This window comes from Empedobacter stercoris (assembly GCF_025244765.1).
Taxonomy (GTDB): Bacteria; Bacteroidota; Bacteroidia; order Flavobacteriales; family Weeksellaceae; genus Empedobacter; species Empedobacter stercoris.
This window is the reverse complement of the sequence record NZ_CP104209.1, coordinates 525,878-543,466: the sequence shown is the minus strand read 5'-3', so window position 1 is coordinate 543,466 and position 17,589 is coordinate 525,878. Positions and strand designations below refer to the sequence as shown.

The following is a 17,589-nucleotide window of genomic DNA, read 5'->3' as shown; positions in this document are numbered from 1 at the left end:
ATAATATAAAATACTAATTTTACCATAAATATAGATAAATGACGCCTCACGTTATTACAAATGAACAATTAGAAAAAGAGAACATCGAAATAACAAGACGTTATAAAGAGATGCTTCAAAATACATATGTCACGCTGTCCGATGACGATAAAAAATTAGTTCGCAAAGCATTTGATTTGGCTGTTGATGCGCATAAAGATCAACGCAGAAAAACTGGAGAACCTTATATTTATCATCCAATAGCTGTTGCGAAAATAGTTGCTGACGAAATTGGACTTGGAGCAACCTCTATTGCTGCTGCCTTAATGCATGATGTTGTAGAAGATACTGATTATACTTTAGAAGATATTGAGAAACTTTTTGGGAAAAAGATTGCTAAAATTATTGATGGATTAACAAAAATAGCAGTTTTAAATAAACAAGATGTTTCCATTCAATCAGAAAATTACAAAAAGCTTTTATTGACTTTGTCAGAAGATGTTCGTGTTATTTTGATTAAAATCGCAGATCGTCTCCACAATATGCGTACACTTGAAAGTATGCGAGAAGATAAACAGTTAAAAATTGCTTCTGAAACGATTTTTATTTATGCACCTTTAGCACATAGAATGGGATTGTATAACATCAAATCTGAATTAGAAGATTTGAGTTTAAAATACACCAAACCAGATGCATACTACAATATTGAGCATAAATTAACTGAAACTGAAGCAGAAAGAAAAAAATACATTGATGATTTCTGTAAATTAATCTCAGAAAAATTAGAAGCCGAAGGGCTGGAGTTTGAGATTAAAGGGCGTTCAAAATCGATTAATTCTATTTATAGAAAGACAATAAATCAAGGAATCCCTTTCGAAGAGGTGTTTGATTTATTTGCTATTCGTGTCATTTATCGTTCGGATAGAAAAAATGAAAAATTCTTAGCTTGGAAAATCTATTCTTTAATTACGGATATATTTATACCAAATCCTAAACGTATGCGCGATTGGATTTCTCAACCAAAAACAACAGGTTACGAGTCGCTTCACGTGACTGTGATGGGACCACAAGCACGTTGGGTTGAAGTTCAGATTCGTTCCGAAAGAATGGATGAAGTAGCAGAGATGGGGATTGCTGCACATTATAAATACAAAGAAAATGTCTCAAACGATGAAACGAAAGTAGATGAATGGATTCACCAAGTTCGTGAAATGTTAGAGCAAGAAGATACAAAAGATGCAATTGAATTTATGGACAATTTCAAATTCAATTTGTATTCAAAAGAAATCTATGTTTTTACGCCAAAAGGAGATTTGCATTCGCTACCAAAAGGAGCAAGCTCGTTAGACTTCGCCTACTCAATTCACTCGAATGTTGGTGATCACTGTTTGGGAGCAAAAGTCAATGGAAAATTGTATCCTTTATCGCATCAATTACAAAGTGGAGATCAGGTAGAAATTATTACTTCGACGCAACAAAAACCAAAATTAGAATGGTTAGATTATGTCGTAACAAGTAAAGCGAGAAGTAAAATTAAAGCTTCTTTAAATTCGGATAAACGCAAAATCGCCGATGAAGGAAAAGAAATTATTCAACGTAAATTGAGACACTTAAAGGTTGATTTTAACGAAAATACAGTTAATCAGTTACAGCAATACTTTAAGTTAGGTTCAAGTATGGATGTGTTTTATAATGTTGCTATGGGAATTATAGACAACAATGATTTACGTAAGTTCGCAGAACGCAATTCTGGTTTTACTGGTTTAATCAATCGATTTAGAAAATCAACATTCAATACAACGAAGAAAGAAGATATTCCTGTTGATAAAACAAAATTAGATAGTCTTGTTTTTGGAAACGATGAGGAACGTTTAGATTATGAATTAGCAAGCTGTTGTAATCCAATTGCAGGAGATAAAGTATATGGATTTATTACCGTTTCGAAAGGGATAAAAGTACATAAAGTTGATTGTCCTAACTCTGTTTCGTTACAAGCAAATTATGCTTATAGAATTATTAAGGCTAAATGGATTGATTCTTCTCAACAAGAATTTAAAGCACTGATTGAACTTCAAGGATTAGATCGTTCGGGAATGGTAAGTGATATTACATTGGTGATTTCGAAAAATAATTCCTTGAATATGCACAGTATTAATTTGTCTGAAGATGCAGGTATTTTTGATGGAAAAATTACAGTTTCTGTTAAAAATAAAGCAGAATTAGAAAAAATTATGATGGAATTAAAGAATATCGAGGGAATTCAATCTGTTAAGAGAACATATAAAAATTAGTTTTAGTCGAAATTAATCCAAATCGTTAAGATAGAAAGAGTAAAACAAAAAATCCAACTTAATGTTGGATTTTTTTATTTGCTGAGGTTACTAACAAAGGCACAAAGTTACACAAATCTTTTTGATAAAATCGCTTCATTTCTGTTGAATAATCTTGTTAATTTTACATCCCGAAAACAAACAACTCACGATGAACAGACAAAACTACAATCCGATCGAAGAAGTACTTGAGAGAATCAAAGAAAAAGGAGGTTGGGTTAATACACATTCACATTTAGACAGAGCTTATTCGTTAACTTCGGACACTTTCGCTTTATCAAATTCATATTTAAAAGAAAAATGGCACTTAGTTGATGACATGAAACGTAATTCATCTGTTGATGACATTTATTTCCGTATGGAAAAAGCAATTAACTTTATGTTAGAGCAAGGTTGTCAAGCAATTGGTTCTTTTATTGATGCAGATGAAGTTATCGAAGATCGTAGTATTCAAGCCGCTCAGCGCTTAAAAGATAATTACGGGAAAGACATCGAAATGCGTTTTGCAAATCAAGTGTTGAAAGGTGTTATTGAACCAAAAGCACGCGAATGGTTTGACATGTCTTCTGATTTTGTGGATATTATCGGTGGTTTACCAGCCAAGGATTTTGGTAGAGAAGAAGAGCATTTAGATATTTTATTATCTACAGCAAAGGCAAAAAACAAATTGGTTCATGTACATGTCGATCAGTTTAATACCGATGAAGAGATTGAAACAGAGCAGTTAGCATTGAAAACAATAGAACACGGAATGCAAGGAAAAGTTTCAGCAGTGCACTCTATATCTGTTGCAGCGCATCCCCGAAAATACCGTTATGAGTTATATGATTTAATCAAAAAAGCAGATATGCACATTGTATCTTGTCCAACTGCTTGGATAGATCACAATCGTACAGAGCGTTTAGCACCTTCTCATAATTCAATTACGCCTGTTGATGAAATGATTCCAAGAGGAATTAATGTTGCATTTGGAACAGATAATATCAATGATATTTACAAACCTTTCTCTGACGGACATTTACTTACAGAATTGCGTGTAATGTTAGAATCTTGTCACTTCTATGATGTGGAACAACTTTCGAATATTGCAACTGTAAATGGCTTGAAAGCTTTAGGAATTAAAAAATAAAATGTATATTTATACAGAAATTAAATCTCGCTAATTGCGGGATTTTTTTTGAAAAAAAATAAAAAACCACAAAAAATATGCGATTAAATGTACAGAATGAAACGGCACAGCTACAAACTGTAGTTTTGGGTCGAGCTGAATCTAATGGAGTTAATCCAACACTTGATCAAACTTTCGATGCAAAATCTTATGAAACTGTAAAAAATAATGATTATCCCAAAGAAGAAAAATTGATTGAGGAGATGTCAGAATTTGAACAAGTTTTAAAAAAATATGAAGTAGAAGTTTTACGTCCAACTTTAATAGAAAATTGTAATCAAGTTTTTTCTCGTGATGTCGGATTTGTGATTGAAGATGAATTTTTTATAGCGAATATTATTCCAGACCGTTTTGAAGAATTGCAAGCTTATCGCGATATTAAACGTTTGTTTAAAGGAAATAAAATCAATTCTTTACCTGAAGAAGTATATGTAGAAGGTGGAGATGTTATTTTGTATAACGATTATATTTTTGTCGGAACTTACAAACAAGCTGATTTTAAACAATTCAAAACTGGACGTACAAATGTTCAATTTGTAGAGTATATCAAAGCTAAATTTCCAAATAAGAAAGTCTTAGATTTCGAATTGAAAAAGAATGACCAAGATCCGTACGAAGGTATTTTGCATTTAGATTGCACGTTTAATCCTGTTGGAAAAGACAAAGCAATTATTTACAAAGACGGATTCTTATTTGAACATGAATATCAGCAAATAGTTGATATTTTTGGAAAAGAAAATCTTTTCGAAGTAACGAAAGAAGAAATGTATTGGATGAATCCAAATATTTTTTCTATTTCTCCTGAAGTAGTCGTTTCTGAGAAAAATTTTACGCGTTTAAATGATCATTTAGAAAATGTATGGAATATAAAAGTTGAACGGATTAATTACCGAGAAGTCTCTAAAATGGGAGGTTTATTAAGATGTTCGACTATGCCTTTAATCCGAAAATAACATGAAACAAAAACAATATACATCAACTATTTTAATGGTTGAACCGACAGCTTTTTACTACAATCCAGAAACAGCTGTTAACAATTATTTTCAAACCGAAACAACAGAATCGCACGAAGATATTCAGAAAGAAGCTTTGTCAGAATTTCAAGGAATGGTTTCGGCTTTACGCTCAAAAGGTGTTAATGTCATTACGATAAAAGATACCGCTTCACCACATACGCCAGATTCGATTTTTCCAAACAATTGGATTTCTTTTCACGATAACGGAAATGTTGTCTTATATCCAATGTTTGCAAAAAATAGAAGAGAAGAACGTCGCGAAGAAGATGTATTGAGCTTATTAGAAGAGAAAGGATTTCACATCGAAGATGTGATTGATTTTACATCCGCTGAAGAGGATGAGATTTTCTTAGAAGGAACAGGAAGTATTATTCTTGATCGCGAAAATGAATTGGCTTATGCTTGTGTTTCTCAACGTACAGATGAGGATTTGTTAATTGAATTTTGTGAGGAATTAGAATATACACCAGTTATTTTTCAAGCCAATCAAACAGTAAACGATGAGCGTAAACCTATTTATCACACTAATGTAATGATGTGTATAGCAGATAAATATGCGATTATTTGTTTGGATTCTATCGATGATAAGAAAGAAAAGAAAGCGGTTTGCGAGTATATTTTAGAATCTGGAAAAGAGATTATTCCAATTACAGAAACGCAAATGCATCAATTTGCTGGAAATATGTTGCAAGTTGGTGGTTTAGGACAATCATATTTGGTAATGTCGCAGACAGCTTATAATTCATTAACAGAAGATCAAATTTCTAAGATTGAAAACTATAATCCAATTTTACCTGTTAAGATTGATTTGATTGAAAAAATAGGAGGAGGAAGCGCTCGATGTATGATGGCAGAGGTATTCTTACCAAAAAAATAAATAGTTAAAAGGCTACAATTTGTAGCCTTTTTTAATTATACTCAGTTAAATTTTTCCAAAATCGCTTTGGCATCAATTGCATCTGTAATTTCGAGTTTTTTCTCGCCTCAATCGTTGTCGAATGAAAATAGGATTTCCATAATTCTTGGTACAAATTTTCATCCACATCAATGTATTCGGTAGGTAATGTTGTAGATTTTGGAGTGAAATTTAATTGTATTTGATGAACTTGTTTTGAATTTTTATCATAGTAAATTCCATATTTTCGAATCCTATCGTAAATAATCCAATTTTGATCCGCATACCTTTTTCTAAAATGATGGATAATCAAAGGTAAAATATTGTATTTGGGTTCTGTTTTAGCAAAAAACAAATCTTGATTAATCTTTTCAAAACGGATAAACGCTTCATGATGATGCTTTTCGCGATGAACTGAACGATACATTTTCATTACATAAAGCACAAACTCATTTCCGTAATTTAATTGTATTGCAGCTGATTCATTAATTATTAAACAACAATAATGAAAGAGTTTTTCAAACGCTTCTTTTTCTTCTGACAAAAAAACGGCTTGTAAAGCTTTGTAACTTGTTGAATTTAATTTATTTTTTAAGCTTTTATGAACCCTTTCCGCTTTTTGTTCATCTGTAATTACTATATATTCATCGTCGAACATCGATGGTAAAAAATCCCTTTGCGAAACAATTTTTATTTGCTGAGGTTTTCGAACATAATAATCAAAAATTAATGTCAAAAATCCTTCGAAACTATTATCAAAAACATAGCGTTCCATTAGTCGAAAAGATTTAATTGATTAGGTTGATTTTTAAGGTATTTACTTTTACTCGTACTCAATATTCGATGTTTAATCTGAGATCCAAGTAAATCCTTTTGTTGGTATTGATCATCAGCGCATGTCATAAAAAATTTAGCCCGGTTATAAGCAATTCCTAATTTTTTTAATTGATAAGCATAAATTTTTCCAAATCTTCGAGCAGTAATTATTTTCTTTGCTGATTGAACACCAATTCCTGGAATTCGTAGAATTAAATGATAATCTGCGGTATTAATATCAATCGGATAAAGATGTAAATTTCTTAAGGCATAACTTAATTTTGGATCAATATCCGTATCGAGATGTGGATTTTGTTGATTTAAAATTTCTTTGACATCAAACTGATAAAAACGCATCAACCAATCTGTTTGATAAAGTCGATTTTCTCTAAGTAATGGTGGTTGAGTACCAATAGAAGGTAGCATCTTATCATTGTGATTGATTGGAATGAATCCTGAATAATAGACACGTTTAAGTTTGAAATTATTGTAATATTGATTAGCCGTATACATAATTTCCATATCATTTTCGGGTGTCGCACCAATCACCATTTGTGTAGATTGTCCAGCGGGCACAAATGTTGGGGTTGACTTTATTAATTTTCGTTCTGCATTATATTCAGTCATTTGTTGTTGAATAAAGGCCAAAGGTTTTTTTACATCTTCGTGCGATTTTTCAGGTGCAACTAATTGAAGACCTTTTTCAGTTGGCATCTCCAAATTAATTGACATTCTATCAGCATACAATCCTGCTTCTTTTAATAACTCGTCACTTGCGCCAGGAATAGTTTTAAGATGAATGTAGCCATTAAAATTTTCTTCTAAACGTAATTTTTTTGCTATCAAAAGCAAACGTTCCATTGTGAAATCAGCATTTTTGAAGATTCCAGAACTTAAGAATAATCCTTCTATGTAATTTCGTCTATAAAAGTTAATAGTTAAATCTACCACTTCTTGTACAGTAAAAGCAGCTCGTTTTACATCGTTACTTTTTCGTGATACACAAAATGCACAATCGTAAATACAGTGATTGGTCAACAGAATTTTTAATAATGATACACAGCGACCATCTTCTGTAAAAGAATGACAAATGCCAGATTGAGAAGCATTTCCTAATCCATTGCTTGTGTTTTTCCGTTTACTTCCACTCGATGAGCATGAAACATCATATTTTGCTGCATCAGCTAAAATACTCAACTTTTCATTAATCCGATCAAAATTCATTTTATTCAGCTTTTTGCAAAAAAAATAATTTAAACAGACATAAGATGTCGTTTAAATTAACATTACAAATTATTCGTATTCCAAATTTATTAATAGTTCAGTTTTTAAACGGCTAATAAAATTGCAATCCAATTCGGATAAAAGAATATCAATTAATTGAGACAAAAAATCTCGATGAATAAAGTTGAAAATAAACGTTTTTTCGTTGGTATAGAAATAAAAATCGTATCGTCTAAAATAGCCTGAAATAGATATAACTTCAAGCGTTATCAATTCTTCAGGACGAAAATAGTCATTTAATTTAGCACGATAATCTTGAATTTTCCGCACTGAATTAGTTGTAGAATCGACATATTCTAAATTCAAATCTTCGATTTCGTCAGTATAAAATTGTATTGCAAATTCATTTTTAGGATAATCATTTATGTACAAGTTGAAACGATTATCTTTTTGATACAATTGAAATAGTCGATTAAATTCTTGCACATTTTTTATCATAATAAAACGAGATAAATGGTTGATTAGAATAAAGTTAATAACATTTAGTTAAATAATCAAATAAAAAAGAGCCAAATTTATTGACTCTTTGTGTTATTCGTAACGAATTGTTCTTGTTGTGTTTGAAATTGGTTGATCAAAATTTTTCACGTATTGTGTTCTTTTTGTCCAATTTTTGTGATTATCATATTGGTATTTGATTGTCGAAATCTGCTTAACTTTTCCAGTTTCATCTAACGTTACTTCTTCTGTCATGTTATTGTTGTCGTCAAATTTTCGGAGATATTTATTGACAGCTTTGTTATCTTTATCTAAATAAATTTCTTCAATCGGATTGCCTTTAGCATCGTTTTTATAATCTAATGTATAAGATCCTTGGTTATATTTTACCTGTGTTTTAACTAAAAAACCATTTTGATACAAATGATTTTTTTCGATAAAAATATCATTATCCTCCAATAAGTTCGATTCGTGTTCGTAAGTAATGTTTTGATTCTGATCTAATTTGTATTCTATTTTTACAACATTGACATCATTTTCACTTTTTGTCACAATGTAACCTTCGGGCGTATATTCGTAATCAAAGTTAAAAATCAAACTTTCATCCGTATTTTTTAATTCTCTCGAAGCTAATTTGTTGGTGTCGTTGTAATTAAAAGATTCTGAAAAAGATACATTTCCTTCTTCATCAAAATAATCACGTTTAGTTGGATTTCCTGCTGTATTGTAGGTTGATTTTGTATAATATTCTTGATCGTATCCTTCGATATGCATCATTCGAATTCGTGCTTTTTGCATTGATTCCTCAATGAAAATAGGATTTCCAAAGACGTCATTTTGTACTAATTCAGATTTTTGTGCAAAAGCAAAATTCGAAAATAGTAAAGCCATTAATGAAATATTTTTTAACATAATATTGTATTATTTAGTTCTTAGTGATTAAAGTTGATTCAAAATTAATAGAAAAAATCTTGATTTCTTGACCTATTTAAATGTCAACGTAAAAACAAGAACTTATATTTGAAAAAAATATTAAATGAGCACAAAATTTAAATTATTAGGAAGTCAACCTGCTTTTATAGATGTATCCTTGTTATTCATTCGTTTGGCTGCTGGTGGATTTATGTTTACGCATGGTTTTGGAAAATTACAAAAATTAGTCAATGGAAATTTTGAATTTGGAGATCCAATAGGATTAGGTCCAGAAATTTCGTTAGGATTAACTGTTTTTGCAGAAATATTATGTGCATTTTTAGTTTTGGTTGGACTTTTTACACGTTTAGCATCAATTCCATTAATTATTACCATGTTGGTAGCTGTTTTTATTGTACATGCTGACGATGATTTTGGTAAAAAAGAATTAGGTTTATTCTATTTAATTAATTATTTCGTTTTATTTTTATCAGGTGCAGGAAAATATTCGTTGGATCGATTAATTCTAAAAAAATGATAAAAATAATTACGTTTGGTTTATTGATTTGTTCAACTGCATTATTTGCTCAATCTAAAAATATGAAGAATAAAACCTATAAACCTTTGACTGGAGCTGAAGTTACTTTAGTAAAAGAAAAAAAATCGTACGAAACATTTCGAGTTTTATTAACAACTTCTGATGATGATCTTACTGTGTTGAAAGCCCAATCTATTGACATAGATCCCAAAGATCCAAATATTAAACTATTGGCGGATCGTATGTATGCGACTGTGCAAGACGAGGCAAGTAAAGGTGTTGGGATTGCGGCACCACAAATTGGCATAAATAGAAATGCCGTTTGGGTACAACGTTTTGATAAAGAGGGTGAACCTTTTGAGTTTATCATCAATCCAAAAATTACGTGGTATTCGGATATTGTTCGTTATGGAAGAGAAGGTTGTTTGTCGATTCCAGATATTTTTGGAAAAGTACATAGAAGTTTAGTTCTTCGATTAGAATATTTTGATTTGGATGGGAATTTTCATGATGAAACAGTAGAAGGTTTTACTGCTGTAATTTTTCAACATGAATACGATCATTTAATCGGAACATTGTTTACAGATCGAATCAAAGAGCAAAAAAAGCTGAATTATGTAAAAGCAGAAGTCATGAACGATGTTTTTTATTTAAAGAAAACATCAACAGACATTGACACAGAAGATGATGAAGATTAAAAATATCTTAAAGTTATCAAAAGTATTATGCTTGGCATAGTTTTTAGTTTAATTTTGCAGTTCTAAATTACGTATAAATTGTTAGCACACACTACATATACTCATCCCACAAGTGCAGAATGGGTCACTTTTGTTCATGGAGCAGGAGGAAGTTCAACGATTTGGTTTAAACAAATTCGTGAATTTCGTAAGCATTTTAATGTTGTTCTTTTGGATTTGAGAGGACATGGTCGTTCGAAAAATAACCTTAAATCGCTTTTTGAAAAACGCTATACGTTCGAATCTGTAGCGAAAGATGTGATTGATGTATTGGATCATTTAAAAATTAAACAAACACATTTTGTTGGAATGTCTTTGGGTACAATTGTTATTAGACAGTTGGCAGAAGATTATTCAGAACGTTTCAAATCGATGATTATGGGTGGAGCAATCATGAAGATGAATTATCAAAGTCGCTTTTTAATGACCGTTGGTAATATGTTCAAACATATGATTCCGTATTTAGTTTTGTACCGTATTTTCGCTTTTGCCATTATGCCGAGAAGTGCACACAAAGAATCGCGCAATTTATTTATTAATGAAGCGAAGAAACTCTATCAAAAAGAATTTCTAAAGTGGTTCAAACTAACAGCAGATATCAATCCGTTGTTAAAATGGTTTAGAGAAGTAGAGCTTAATATCCCTACACTTTATATTATGGGATCAGAAGATCATATGTTTTTACCATCAATTGAAAACTTAATAAAATCACACACCAAAAACTCTGAATTGATTGTCATTGAGGATTGTGGACATGTTGTGAATGTTGATCAACCTCAGATTTTTAACGAAAAAGTTATTGCGTATATTAATACGATTAAATAAAATAAAAGCTTCAACTCAGTACACTGCCCCCAAAAAGTTAGACACTTTTGGGGGCATTTTTTATGACAAGAAAAGTAAAATATGGTGTAGCATTTAAGTTACGTTGTGTGAAAGAAGTTTTAGAAAAACATCGAACAATACGTTCAATTAGTAAAAAAGAAAATATACATGCTTCTTTATTAAAGAAATGGGTTTCTGATTATCATAATCAAGGAATTTCAGGTATAGAACCTAAAAAAAACCAAACGTATAGCGTTGAATTTAAGTTGAAAGTTATTAAGACTATAACCAAACAGTTTCTTAGTTTGCGTGAAGCACGCTTGAAATTTAATATTCCAAGTGAATCGGTTATTATAAAATGGCAAAAAGATTTTGCTACCTTTGGAATAGACGGATTAAAACCCAAACCAAAAGGCCGTCCCAAGACTATGAGCACATCTAAAGGTAGACCTAAAAAATCGAAACAACCGTTAACAAGAGAAGAAGAACTATTGTTAGAGATTGAACGTTTACGTTGTGAAGTTGCACTCTTAAAAAAGTTCAATGCCTTAATTCAAGCCGAGGAAGAAAAACAAAAGAAACTTGGACACAAGCCATAAATGAATTAAGGCCAGAATTTCATCTAAATTTACTTTTAGATTGTACACATATGGCTAGAAGCAGCTTTTACTATCATATTTCACGTAGTAAAACAGATAAATACGAGGAATTAAAACGTAAAATACAAACCATTTATCATCAGCATAAAGGGCGATATGGCTATCGACGAATTACCGATGAATTAAGAAAATCAGGAACTATCATCAATCATAAAACTGTTCTTAAACTGATGAATAGCTTAGGATTAAAGAGTTTGATTCGAAGAAAAAAATACAAATCTTACAAAGGAGAACAAGGAAAGATTGCACCAAACATCTTGCAAAGAGCATTTAAGGCTGATAAACCCAACCAAAAATGGGTAACAGATGTTACCGAGTTTAAAGTAAAAGATAAAAAACTATATTTATCACCAATAATGGATCTGTACAATCAAGAAATTATCAGCTATGAGTTAAGCGAACGACCTGTTTTTAATCAAGTAACTCAAATGCTTAAAAAGGCATTTAAAATAACGAAAGACACCAAAGATTTGATATTACATTCAGATCAAGGATGGCAATATCAAATGAAACAATATCAGGCTTTATTAAATGAAAAAGGAATCATACAAAGTATGAGTAGAAAAGGAAATTGCTTAGATAATGCTATTATCGAGAATTTCTTCGGAATACTGAAATCGGAACTATTTTATTTACAAAAATTTAATTCTATTGAAGAGCTAAAAAAAGAAATAAAACAATACATTTACTATTACAATAACGATAGAATAAAATCGAACTTAAATAAAATGAGCCCGATACAATATCGAACTCATTTTTATAATTATTAATTTTTAATCTGTCCAAACTTTTGGGTGCAGTCTACAGTTGAAGCTTTTATTTATTTAACAACTTTTTATACTCCAATTTCAAAATCTAATTAATTTGTATTTAGTGTAAACTCAACAATTTATATATAAACCCAATCATTTTATAATATGTTCATTTCTAATTGTTTTGGTCTATTTTTTGTTAAAGAAACTGAATCAAATATTTTTTATAAATTTTAATTTATTGTTAAAATTTATAAAAAAATACAGTTAGTTCTGTTTTAACCGAACTAACTTATATATATTTGCACGGTTTTATAGACTAAACACATTATGAATATAGATAATCATGCAGGTAACATGGACTTATTCTGTAGTTTTAGTGCTTTTTTAGAGAAAACGTATAAGTTTCCTCCTTTAACAGCCAAATTGCAGGCATATATGGTTTTAGAATCAACTGAAGAAGGATTTACTTTTGAAGAACTTTTAGAGGTTTTCAATGTTAGTAAGAGTTCTTTGTCTAATTCGATTAATTACTTGCTATCGATGAAACATATTGAATATATAAACAAGATTAATTCTCGTAAAAGATATTTTAGATTAAATTTTAATTATTTGATAGAGAAGTTAGATTTTTTATATGATATGATTTCACAGGATATTGTTTTTACAGATCGTATAAAAGAACATAAAATGTTAAATAACTCGCTTTCGAAAAATATTGAAAACAGGGTAATTGATATTTATTCAGATCATTTAAATCAGACGAAGTCTTTGTTAGGCGAAACAATAGAAAAAATTAATAAAATTCAACTAGAAAATAAGTAAAAGTAATATGAAAAACGTTAACGTTATGATGGTTGGTGCTTTGGCTATTGCGCTAAGTTCTTGTGGTAAAAAGGACAATGCAGGAGCACAAGCACAAGGTCCGACACCTTATCCAGTTGTTGATGTACCAACAAGAGTGGTGACAAGTTATGATGAATATCCGACAAATATTGAAGGAGTTGTGAATAACGAGGTCCGTGCGAAAATTCAAGGATACATTACAGAAGTTTATGTTGATGAAGGTCAATACGTACAAGCTGGTCAACCTTTGTTTAGATTAGAAACAAATGTATTAACTCAAAACGCTGATGCTGCAAGATCAGGAGTTGGAGCAGCGCAAGCGAGTGTAAAGTCAGCACAAGCAAATGTAAATGCAGCACAAGCAAATGTAAATGCAGCGCAAGTGGAAGTGGATAAATTAACTCCTCTTGTTCAGAAAAATATTATAAGTAATGTACAATTAGAAACAGCAAAAGCAAATTTAGCAAAAGCTCAGGCAAGTTATAATCAAGCTTTGGCAGCTGTGGGACAAGCTCAAGCAGGTGTTACACAAGCTCAAGCAAATTATAAAGGTGCTCAAGCAAATGTAGATTATTCTGTTGTACGCGCTCCAATAAGTGGAGTATTAGGTTCTATTAACTTCCGTCAAGGAACATTAGTAGGTCCATCAGATCCAACAGCAATTACTACAGTTTCTAACACCTCTAAAGTTTATGCTTACTTTTCGATGAATGAAAAAGAGTATTTAAATTTTATTTCTAAATCTGAAGGAGCAACTTTAAAAGAGAAATTAGATAAAATTCCTGCTGTAGATTTAGTTTTAGCTAACGGAGAAATTTATCCTGAAAAAGGTAAGATTCAAACTGTTACAGGACAAATCAATCCTACTACTGGTACGATAGATTTCCGTGTATCTTTTAACAATGCGGCAAAAATATTAGCGAATGGTAATTCAGGACGTATCCGTGTTCCAAAAACTTATGTTGATGTATTGGTTGTGCCAGAAGCTGCAACGTTTGAACAGCAAGGTATGACTTATGTTTACAAAGTAACAAAAGATACAGCTTACGCAACTCCAATTACTGTTGTAGAAAGAGCGAATAATATTGCAGTTGTAAAAGATGGAGTGAAAAAAGGTGATAAAGTTGTTGCACAAGGTGTAGGTAAATTGAGAGATAAGACTGCCGTTAAACCAATGCCAGCAAACTTTGATACAATCGTAAATTCTACAAAAACAGTATTCTAATTGGATAAATTATGTTAAAAACCTTTATTGAAAGACCCGTACTGTCTACGGTTATTTCTATTATCATACTTATATTGGGTATTCTGGGGCTTATTGCGCTACCAGTTACTCAATATCCAGACATTGCGCCAGCTACTGTAAAAATTTCTGCTTCATATCCTGGAGCGAATGCGAAAACAGTAATGGAGTCTGTAATTATTCCGATCGAGGAACAGGTGAATGGGGTTGAAGGAATGGATTATATTCAATCTACAGCTTCTAACAATGGATCTGCATCTATTGATGTAGTTTTCAAGCCTGGTGTTGATGGGGATATCGCGCAAGTAAACGTTCAAAATCGTGTTGCACGTGCTACACCTTTATTACCTTCAGAGGTAACTCGTTCTGGTGTTGTTACACAAAAGCAACAAACTTCGGCATTGATGTTTACATCTTTCTATTCAACTAATCCTAAGTATGACGAAATATACTTACAAAATTACTTGAATATTAATATTATTCCTGCTTTAAAACGTGTAAATGGTGTAGGTGATGCTCAAGTTTTTGGAGCGATGACTTATTCTATGCGTATTTGGTTAGACCCTTCTCGTATGGCAAGTTATGGCTTGATACCTTCAGATGTTTCTGCAGCATTATCTCAAGAATCTCTTGAAGCTGCTGCTGGATCTTTAGGTGAAAATTCTGGACAATCTTTCCAATATACGATTACCTATTCTGGACGTTATAAAACAGAAGATCAGTATCGTAATATCGTCATTAAATCTTTACCTAATGGAGAAGTTTTAAAATTAAAAGATGTTGCGAATGTAGAATTTGGTGCTCAATCTTATGCAGGACGTACGAATATGAATGGAGATCCTTCTGCTGTATTTGCTGTATACCAAACACCAGGATCTAATGCCCAAGAAATTATTGTTAACTTAAGAGAAGAGTTAAAGAAAGCTGAATCTCAATTACCAGATGGAATTAGTTATACTATTTTGATGGATACTAATACATTCTTAGATGCGTCTATCGAGAAAGTAGTTAGTACGATGATCGAGGCATTTATCTTAGTATTTATCGTGGTATATATTTTCTTACAAGATTTCCGTTCTACATTAGTTCCGTTAATTGCGGTTCCTGTATCTATTATTGGTACATTCTTCTTCCTTAATGTAGCAGGATTCTCGTTAAACTTATTAACGTTATTCGCATTAACGCTCGCCATTGGTATTGTGGTGGATGACGCGATTGTAGTGGTGGAAGCCGTTCACGCTCGTATGGAAACACACCACGAAACTCCGATGGATGCTACTAAAAATGCGATGGATGAAATTTCTGGTGCCATTGTATCGATTACATTAGTTATGTGTGCCGTATTCGTTCCAGTAACATTTATATCCGGCCCTACAGGAGTTTTCTATAAACAGTTTGGTATAACCTTAATTGTAGCGATTTTAATTTCTGCCGTTAATGCCTTGACATTATCTCCAGCATTATGTGCGTTATTCTTAAAACCACATCAAGAAGGAGAAGTAAAACGTAATTTTGTTCAACGTTTCTTCGATGCATTTAATGCAGCGTTTGATCGTATGACACATAAATACGGAAATTCATTCAAGTTTTTAGTTAAACACAAATGGATTTCTTTTATCATTATTATTGCAAGTGCTGTAGGAATTTATGGCATAGGAAAAATGATGCCAACTGGATTCGTTCCTGCTGAGGATAATGGATTCATTATTGGTAATGTCGAATTACCTGCAGGAGCTTCTATGGACCGTGTGTATGAAGTTGAGAAACAATTCCAAGAAAAAATTAAAAATATTCCAGGAATTGATAAAGCGACTATTTATTCGGGTATCTCTATTATTTCAGGTGCAGGTTCTAACTACGGTATGATGTTCGTTAAATTGAAATCATTCGAAGAACGTACAACCCCAGATTTATCTATTCAAGCAATTATTGGGCAATTATTTGGTGCAGCTGCACAAATTCCTGATGCACAGATGATTTTCTTCCAACCACCAGCAATTCCAGGTTTTGGTATGTCTTCTGGTTTCGAATTAAAATTATTAGATAAAACAGGTGGAGATATTGCTGATTTTGATAAAGTTTCAAAAGAATACATTGGAGCATTAATGCAACGTCCAGAAATTCAGTATGCACAAACTTCATTCAATACGAACTTCCCTCAATATGAAATTGATGTTAATATTGAAAGAGCAAAACAATCAGGAGTTTCTGTAAGTTCAATTTTCTCAACATTACAAGGTTACATTGGAGGTTTATATGCAGCAGACTTTACACGTTTTGGTAAACAATACCGTGTGTATATTCAGTCTTCTCCAGATGATCGTATCAATGAAATGAGTTTAAATAAAATGTTTGTGAAAACATCAACAGGAGCTATGGCACCCGTATCACAATTTGTTTCATTGAAACGTGTATATGGTCCTAATTCTGTAGACCGTTACAATTTATTTACATCTGCTAACATTACAGGAGCTGTAAATCCAGGTTTCTCTACGGGAGATGCGATTTCAGCAATTAATCAAGTAACAGAACAAACATTGTCAACTTCTTATGGAACTGACTTTACAGGTTTAACACGTGAAGAGATTAATTCTGGTAATCAAACTGCAATGATTTTTGCATTATGTATTGTTTTCGTATACTTTATTTTATCTGCTCAATATGAGTCTTACGTTTTACCACTTTCAGTTTTATTATCTGTTCCATGTGGTGTGATGGGAGCTTATTTATCTCAATGGTTAGCGGGATTAGAAAATAATATTTATTTCCAAATTGCCTTAGTCATGTTGGTTGGTTTATTAGCCAAGAATGCCATTCTGATTGTAGAGTTCGCTTTACAAAGACGTGCGCATGGAATGACAATTGTACAAGCGGCAATTGATGGAGCAAAAGCTCGTTTACGTCCAATTTTAATGACATCTTTTGCCTTTATTTTAGGTTTAATGCCATTAGTATTTGCGACAGGAGTTTCTTCTGCAGGTAACCGTTCAGTTGCAACTGGTGCTGCATTCGGATTATTAATTGGTACAGTTTTAGGTATTTTCGTAATTCCTATTTTGTTTATTGTTTTCCAAACATTACAAGAAAAAATTAAGCCAATGAAATTTGATCGTCCACAAGAAGAAATTGAACATAATAATTCAATCTAATT

Annotated in this window: 15 protein-coding genes; 11 read left to right on the top strand and 4 right to left on the bottom strand. The window is 31.8% G+C overall.

Annotated features, from left to right (window positions below):
• Positions 1-38 precede the first annotated feature (38 nt).
• The 4 genes from NZD85_RS02500 (at position 39) to ctlX (ending at position 5,370) form a co-directional block, all read left to right on the top strand.
• Positions 39-2,270 carry a RelA/SpoT family protein gene (locus tag NZD85_RS02500; protein ID WP_225539454.1) on the top strand — a complete coding sequence of 744 codons (2,232 nt, stop codon included), beginning with the start codon at positions 39-41 and terminating at the stop codon, positions 2,268-2,270.
• Positions 2,271-2,460: 190 nt separating this feature from the next.
• On the top strand, positions 2,461-3,438 hold the full coding sequence (locus NZD85_RS02495; protein WP_188320001.1) for an amidohydrolase family protein: 978 nt from the start codon (positions 2,461-2,463) through the stop codon (positions 3,436-3,438).
• A gap of 77 nt (positions 3,439-3,515) precedes the next feature.
• Entirely contained in the window at positions 3,516-4,430 is a 915-nt protein-coding gene (locus NZD85_RS02490; protein WP_260543217.1) for a dimethylarginine dimethylaminohydrolase family protein, read from the top strand.
• A gap of 1 nt (position 4,431) precedes the next feature.
• Entirely contained in the window at positions 4,432-5,370 is a 939-nt protein-coding gene (gene ctlX, locus NZD85_RS02485) for a citrulline utilization hydrolase CtlX (RefSeq protein WP_260543216.1), read from the top strand.
• Positions 5,371-5,401: 31 nt separating this feature from the next.
• Here the strand turns inward: ctlX and NZD85_RS02480 are convergent, their stop codons facing one another.
• From NZD85_RS02480 to NZD85_RS02465, 4 genes are all read right to left on the bottom strand, one after another.
• Positions 5,402-6,163: a TIGR03915 family putative DNA repair protein gene (locus tag NZD85_RS02480; protein WP_260543214.1), complete on the bottom strand. Its 762-nt coding sequence runs from the start codon at positions 6,161-6,163 to the stop codon at positions 5,402-5,404.
• Complete coding sequence (locus tag NZD85_RS02475; RefSeq protein WP_171622061.1) at positions 6,163-7,428, bottom strand: putative DNA modification/repair radical SAM protein; 1,266 nt, start codon at positions 7,426-7,428, stop codon at positions 6,163-6,165. The genes NZD85_RS02480 and NZD85_RS02475 overlap by 1 nt, the downstream gene beginning before the upstream one ends.
• 69 nt (positions 7,429-7,497) lie before the next feature.
• Complete coding sequence (locus NZD85_RS02470) at positions 7,498-7,926, bottom strand: hypothetical protein (RefSeq protein ID WP_171622062.1); 429 nt, start codon at positions 7,924-7,926, stop codon at positions 7,498-7,500.
• A 93-nt stretch (positions 7,927-8,019) separates the two neighbouring features.
• Positions 8,020-8,817, bottom strand: a complete 798-nt coding sequence (locus NZD85_RS02465; RefSeq protein WP_260543211.1) for a hypothetical protein — start codon at positions 8,815-8,817, stop codon at positions 8,020-8,022.
• 145 nt (positions 8,818-8,962) lie between these two features.
• Between NZD85_RS02465 and NZD85_RS02460 the strand changes: the two genes are divergently transcribed.
• From NZD85_RS02460 to NZD85_RS02425, 7 genes are all read left to right on the top strand, one after another.
• Positions 8,963-9,376 carry a DoxX family protein gene (locus NZD85_RS02460; protein ID WP_171622064.1) on the top strand — a complete coding sequence of 138 codons (414 nt, stop codon included), beginning with the start codon at positions 8,963-8,965 and terminating at the stop codon, positions 9,374-9,376.
• Entirely contained in the window at positions 9,373-10,074 is a 702-nt protein-coding gene (def, locus tag NZD85_RS02455) for a peptide deformylase (protein ID WP_188320006.1), read from the top strand. Before NZD85_RS02460 ends, def begins: the two co-directional genes overlap by 4 nt.
• Positions 10,075-10,152: 78 nt before the next feature.
• Positions 10,153-10,938, top strand: coding sequence for an alpha/beta fold hydrolase (locus NZD85_RS02450; protein ID WP_171622066.1), 786 nt, complete (start codon positions 10,153-10,155; stop codon positions 10,936-10,938).
• Between the two features lie 62 nt (positions 10,939-11,000).
• Positions 11,001-12,367, top strand: a protein-coding gene (locus tag NZD85_RS14740) for an IS3 family transposase (RefSeq protein WP_396127079.1) whose coding sequence is annotated in 2 segments (ribosomal slippage) — positions 11,001-11,463 and positions 11,463-12,367 — 1,368 coding nt in all. Because the reading frame shifts where the segments join, the coding sequence is not laid out codon by codon here.
• A 312-nt stretch (positions 12,368-12,679) separates the two neighbouring features.
• A complete protein-coding gene (locus NZD85_RS02435) occupies positions 12,680-13,174 on the top strand; it encodes a hypothetical protein (RefSeq protein WP_260543204.1) in 495 nt (164 codons plus the stop codon).
• A gap of 7 nt (positions 13,175-13,181) precedes the next feature.
• Positions 13,182-14,420, top strand: a complete 1,239-nt coding sequence (locus NZD85_RS02430; protein WP_260543202.1) for an efflux RND transporter periplasmic adaptor subunit — start codon at positions 13,182-13,184, stop codon at positions 14,418-14,420.
• Between the two features lie 11 nt (positions 14,421-14,431).
• A complete protein-coding gene (locus tag NZD85_RS02425; RefSeq protein ID WP_260543200.1) occupies positions 14,432-17,587 on the top strand; it encodes an efflux RND transporter permease subunit in 3,156 nt (1,051 codons plus the stop codon).
• The last annotated feature ends 2 nt before the right edge of the window (positions 17,588-17,589 follow it).

What these genes read in the sequence shown, in the direction of transcription:
- NZD85_RS02490 (WP_260543217.1), top strand. Translation starts at nt 3,516, where the DNA reads ATGCGATTAAATGTACAGAATGAAACGGCACAGCTACAAACTGTAGTT.
- def (WP_188320006.1), top strand. Translation starts at nt 9,373, where the DNA reads ATGATAAAAATAATTACGTTTGGTTTATTGATTTGTTCAACTGCATTA.
- NZD85_RS02475 (WP_171622061.1), bottom strand. Translation starts at nt 7,428, where the DNA reads ATGAATTTTGATCGGATTAATGAAAAGTTGAGTATTTTAGCTGATGCA.
- NZD85_RS02480 (WP_260543214.1), bottom strand. Translation starts at nt 6,163, where the DNA reads ATGGAACGCTATGTTTTTGATAATAGTTTCGAAGGATTTTTGACATTA.
- ctlX (WP_260543216.1), top strand. Translation starts at nt 4,432, where the DNA reads ATGAAACAAAAACAATATACATCAACTATTTTAATGGTTGAACCGACA.
- NZD85_RS02460 (WP_171622064.1), top strand. Translation starts at nt 8,963, where the DNA reads ATGAGCACAAAATTTAAATTATTAGGAAGTCAACCTGCTTTTATAGAT.
- NZD85_RS02425 (WP_260543200.1), top strand. Translation starts at nt 14,432, where the DNA reads ATGTTAAAAACCTTTATTGAAAGACCCGTACTGTCTACGGTTATTTCT.
- NZD85_RS02470 (WP_171622062.1), bottom strand. Translation starts at nt 7,926, where the DNA reads ATGATAAAAAATGTGCAAGAATTTAATCGACTATTTCAATTGTATCAA.
- NZD85_RS02495 (WP_188320001.1), top strand. Translation starts at nt 2,461, where the DNA reads ATGAACAGACAAAACTACAATCCGATCGAAGAAGTACTTGAGAGAATC.
- NZD85_RS02500 (WP_225539454.1), top strand. Translation starts at nt 39, where the DNA reads ATGACGCCTCACGTTATTACAAATGAACAATTAGAAAAAGAGAACATC.
- NZD85_RS02465 (WP_260543211.1), bottom strand. Translation starts at nt 8,817, where the DNA reads ATGGCTTTACTATTTTCGAATTTTGCTTTTGCACAAAAATCTGAATTA.
- NZD85_RS02435 (WP_260543204.1), top strand. Translation starts at nt 12,680, where the DNA reads ATGAATATAGATAATCATGCAGGTAACATGGACTTATTCTGTAGTTTT.
- NZD85_RS02430 (WP_260543202.1), top strand. Translation starts at nt 13,182, where the DNA reads ATGAAAAACGTTAACGTTATGATGGTTGGTGCTTTGGCTATTGCGCTA.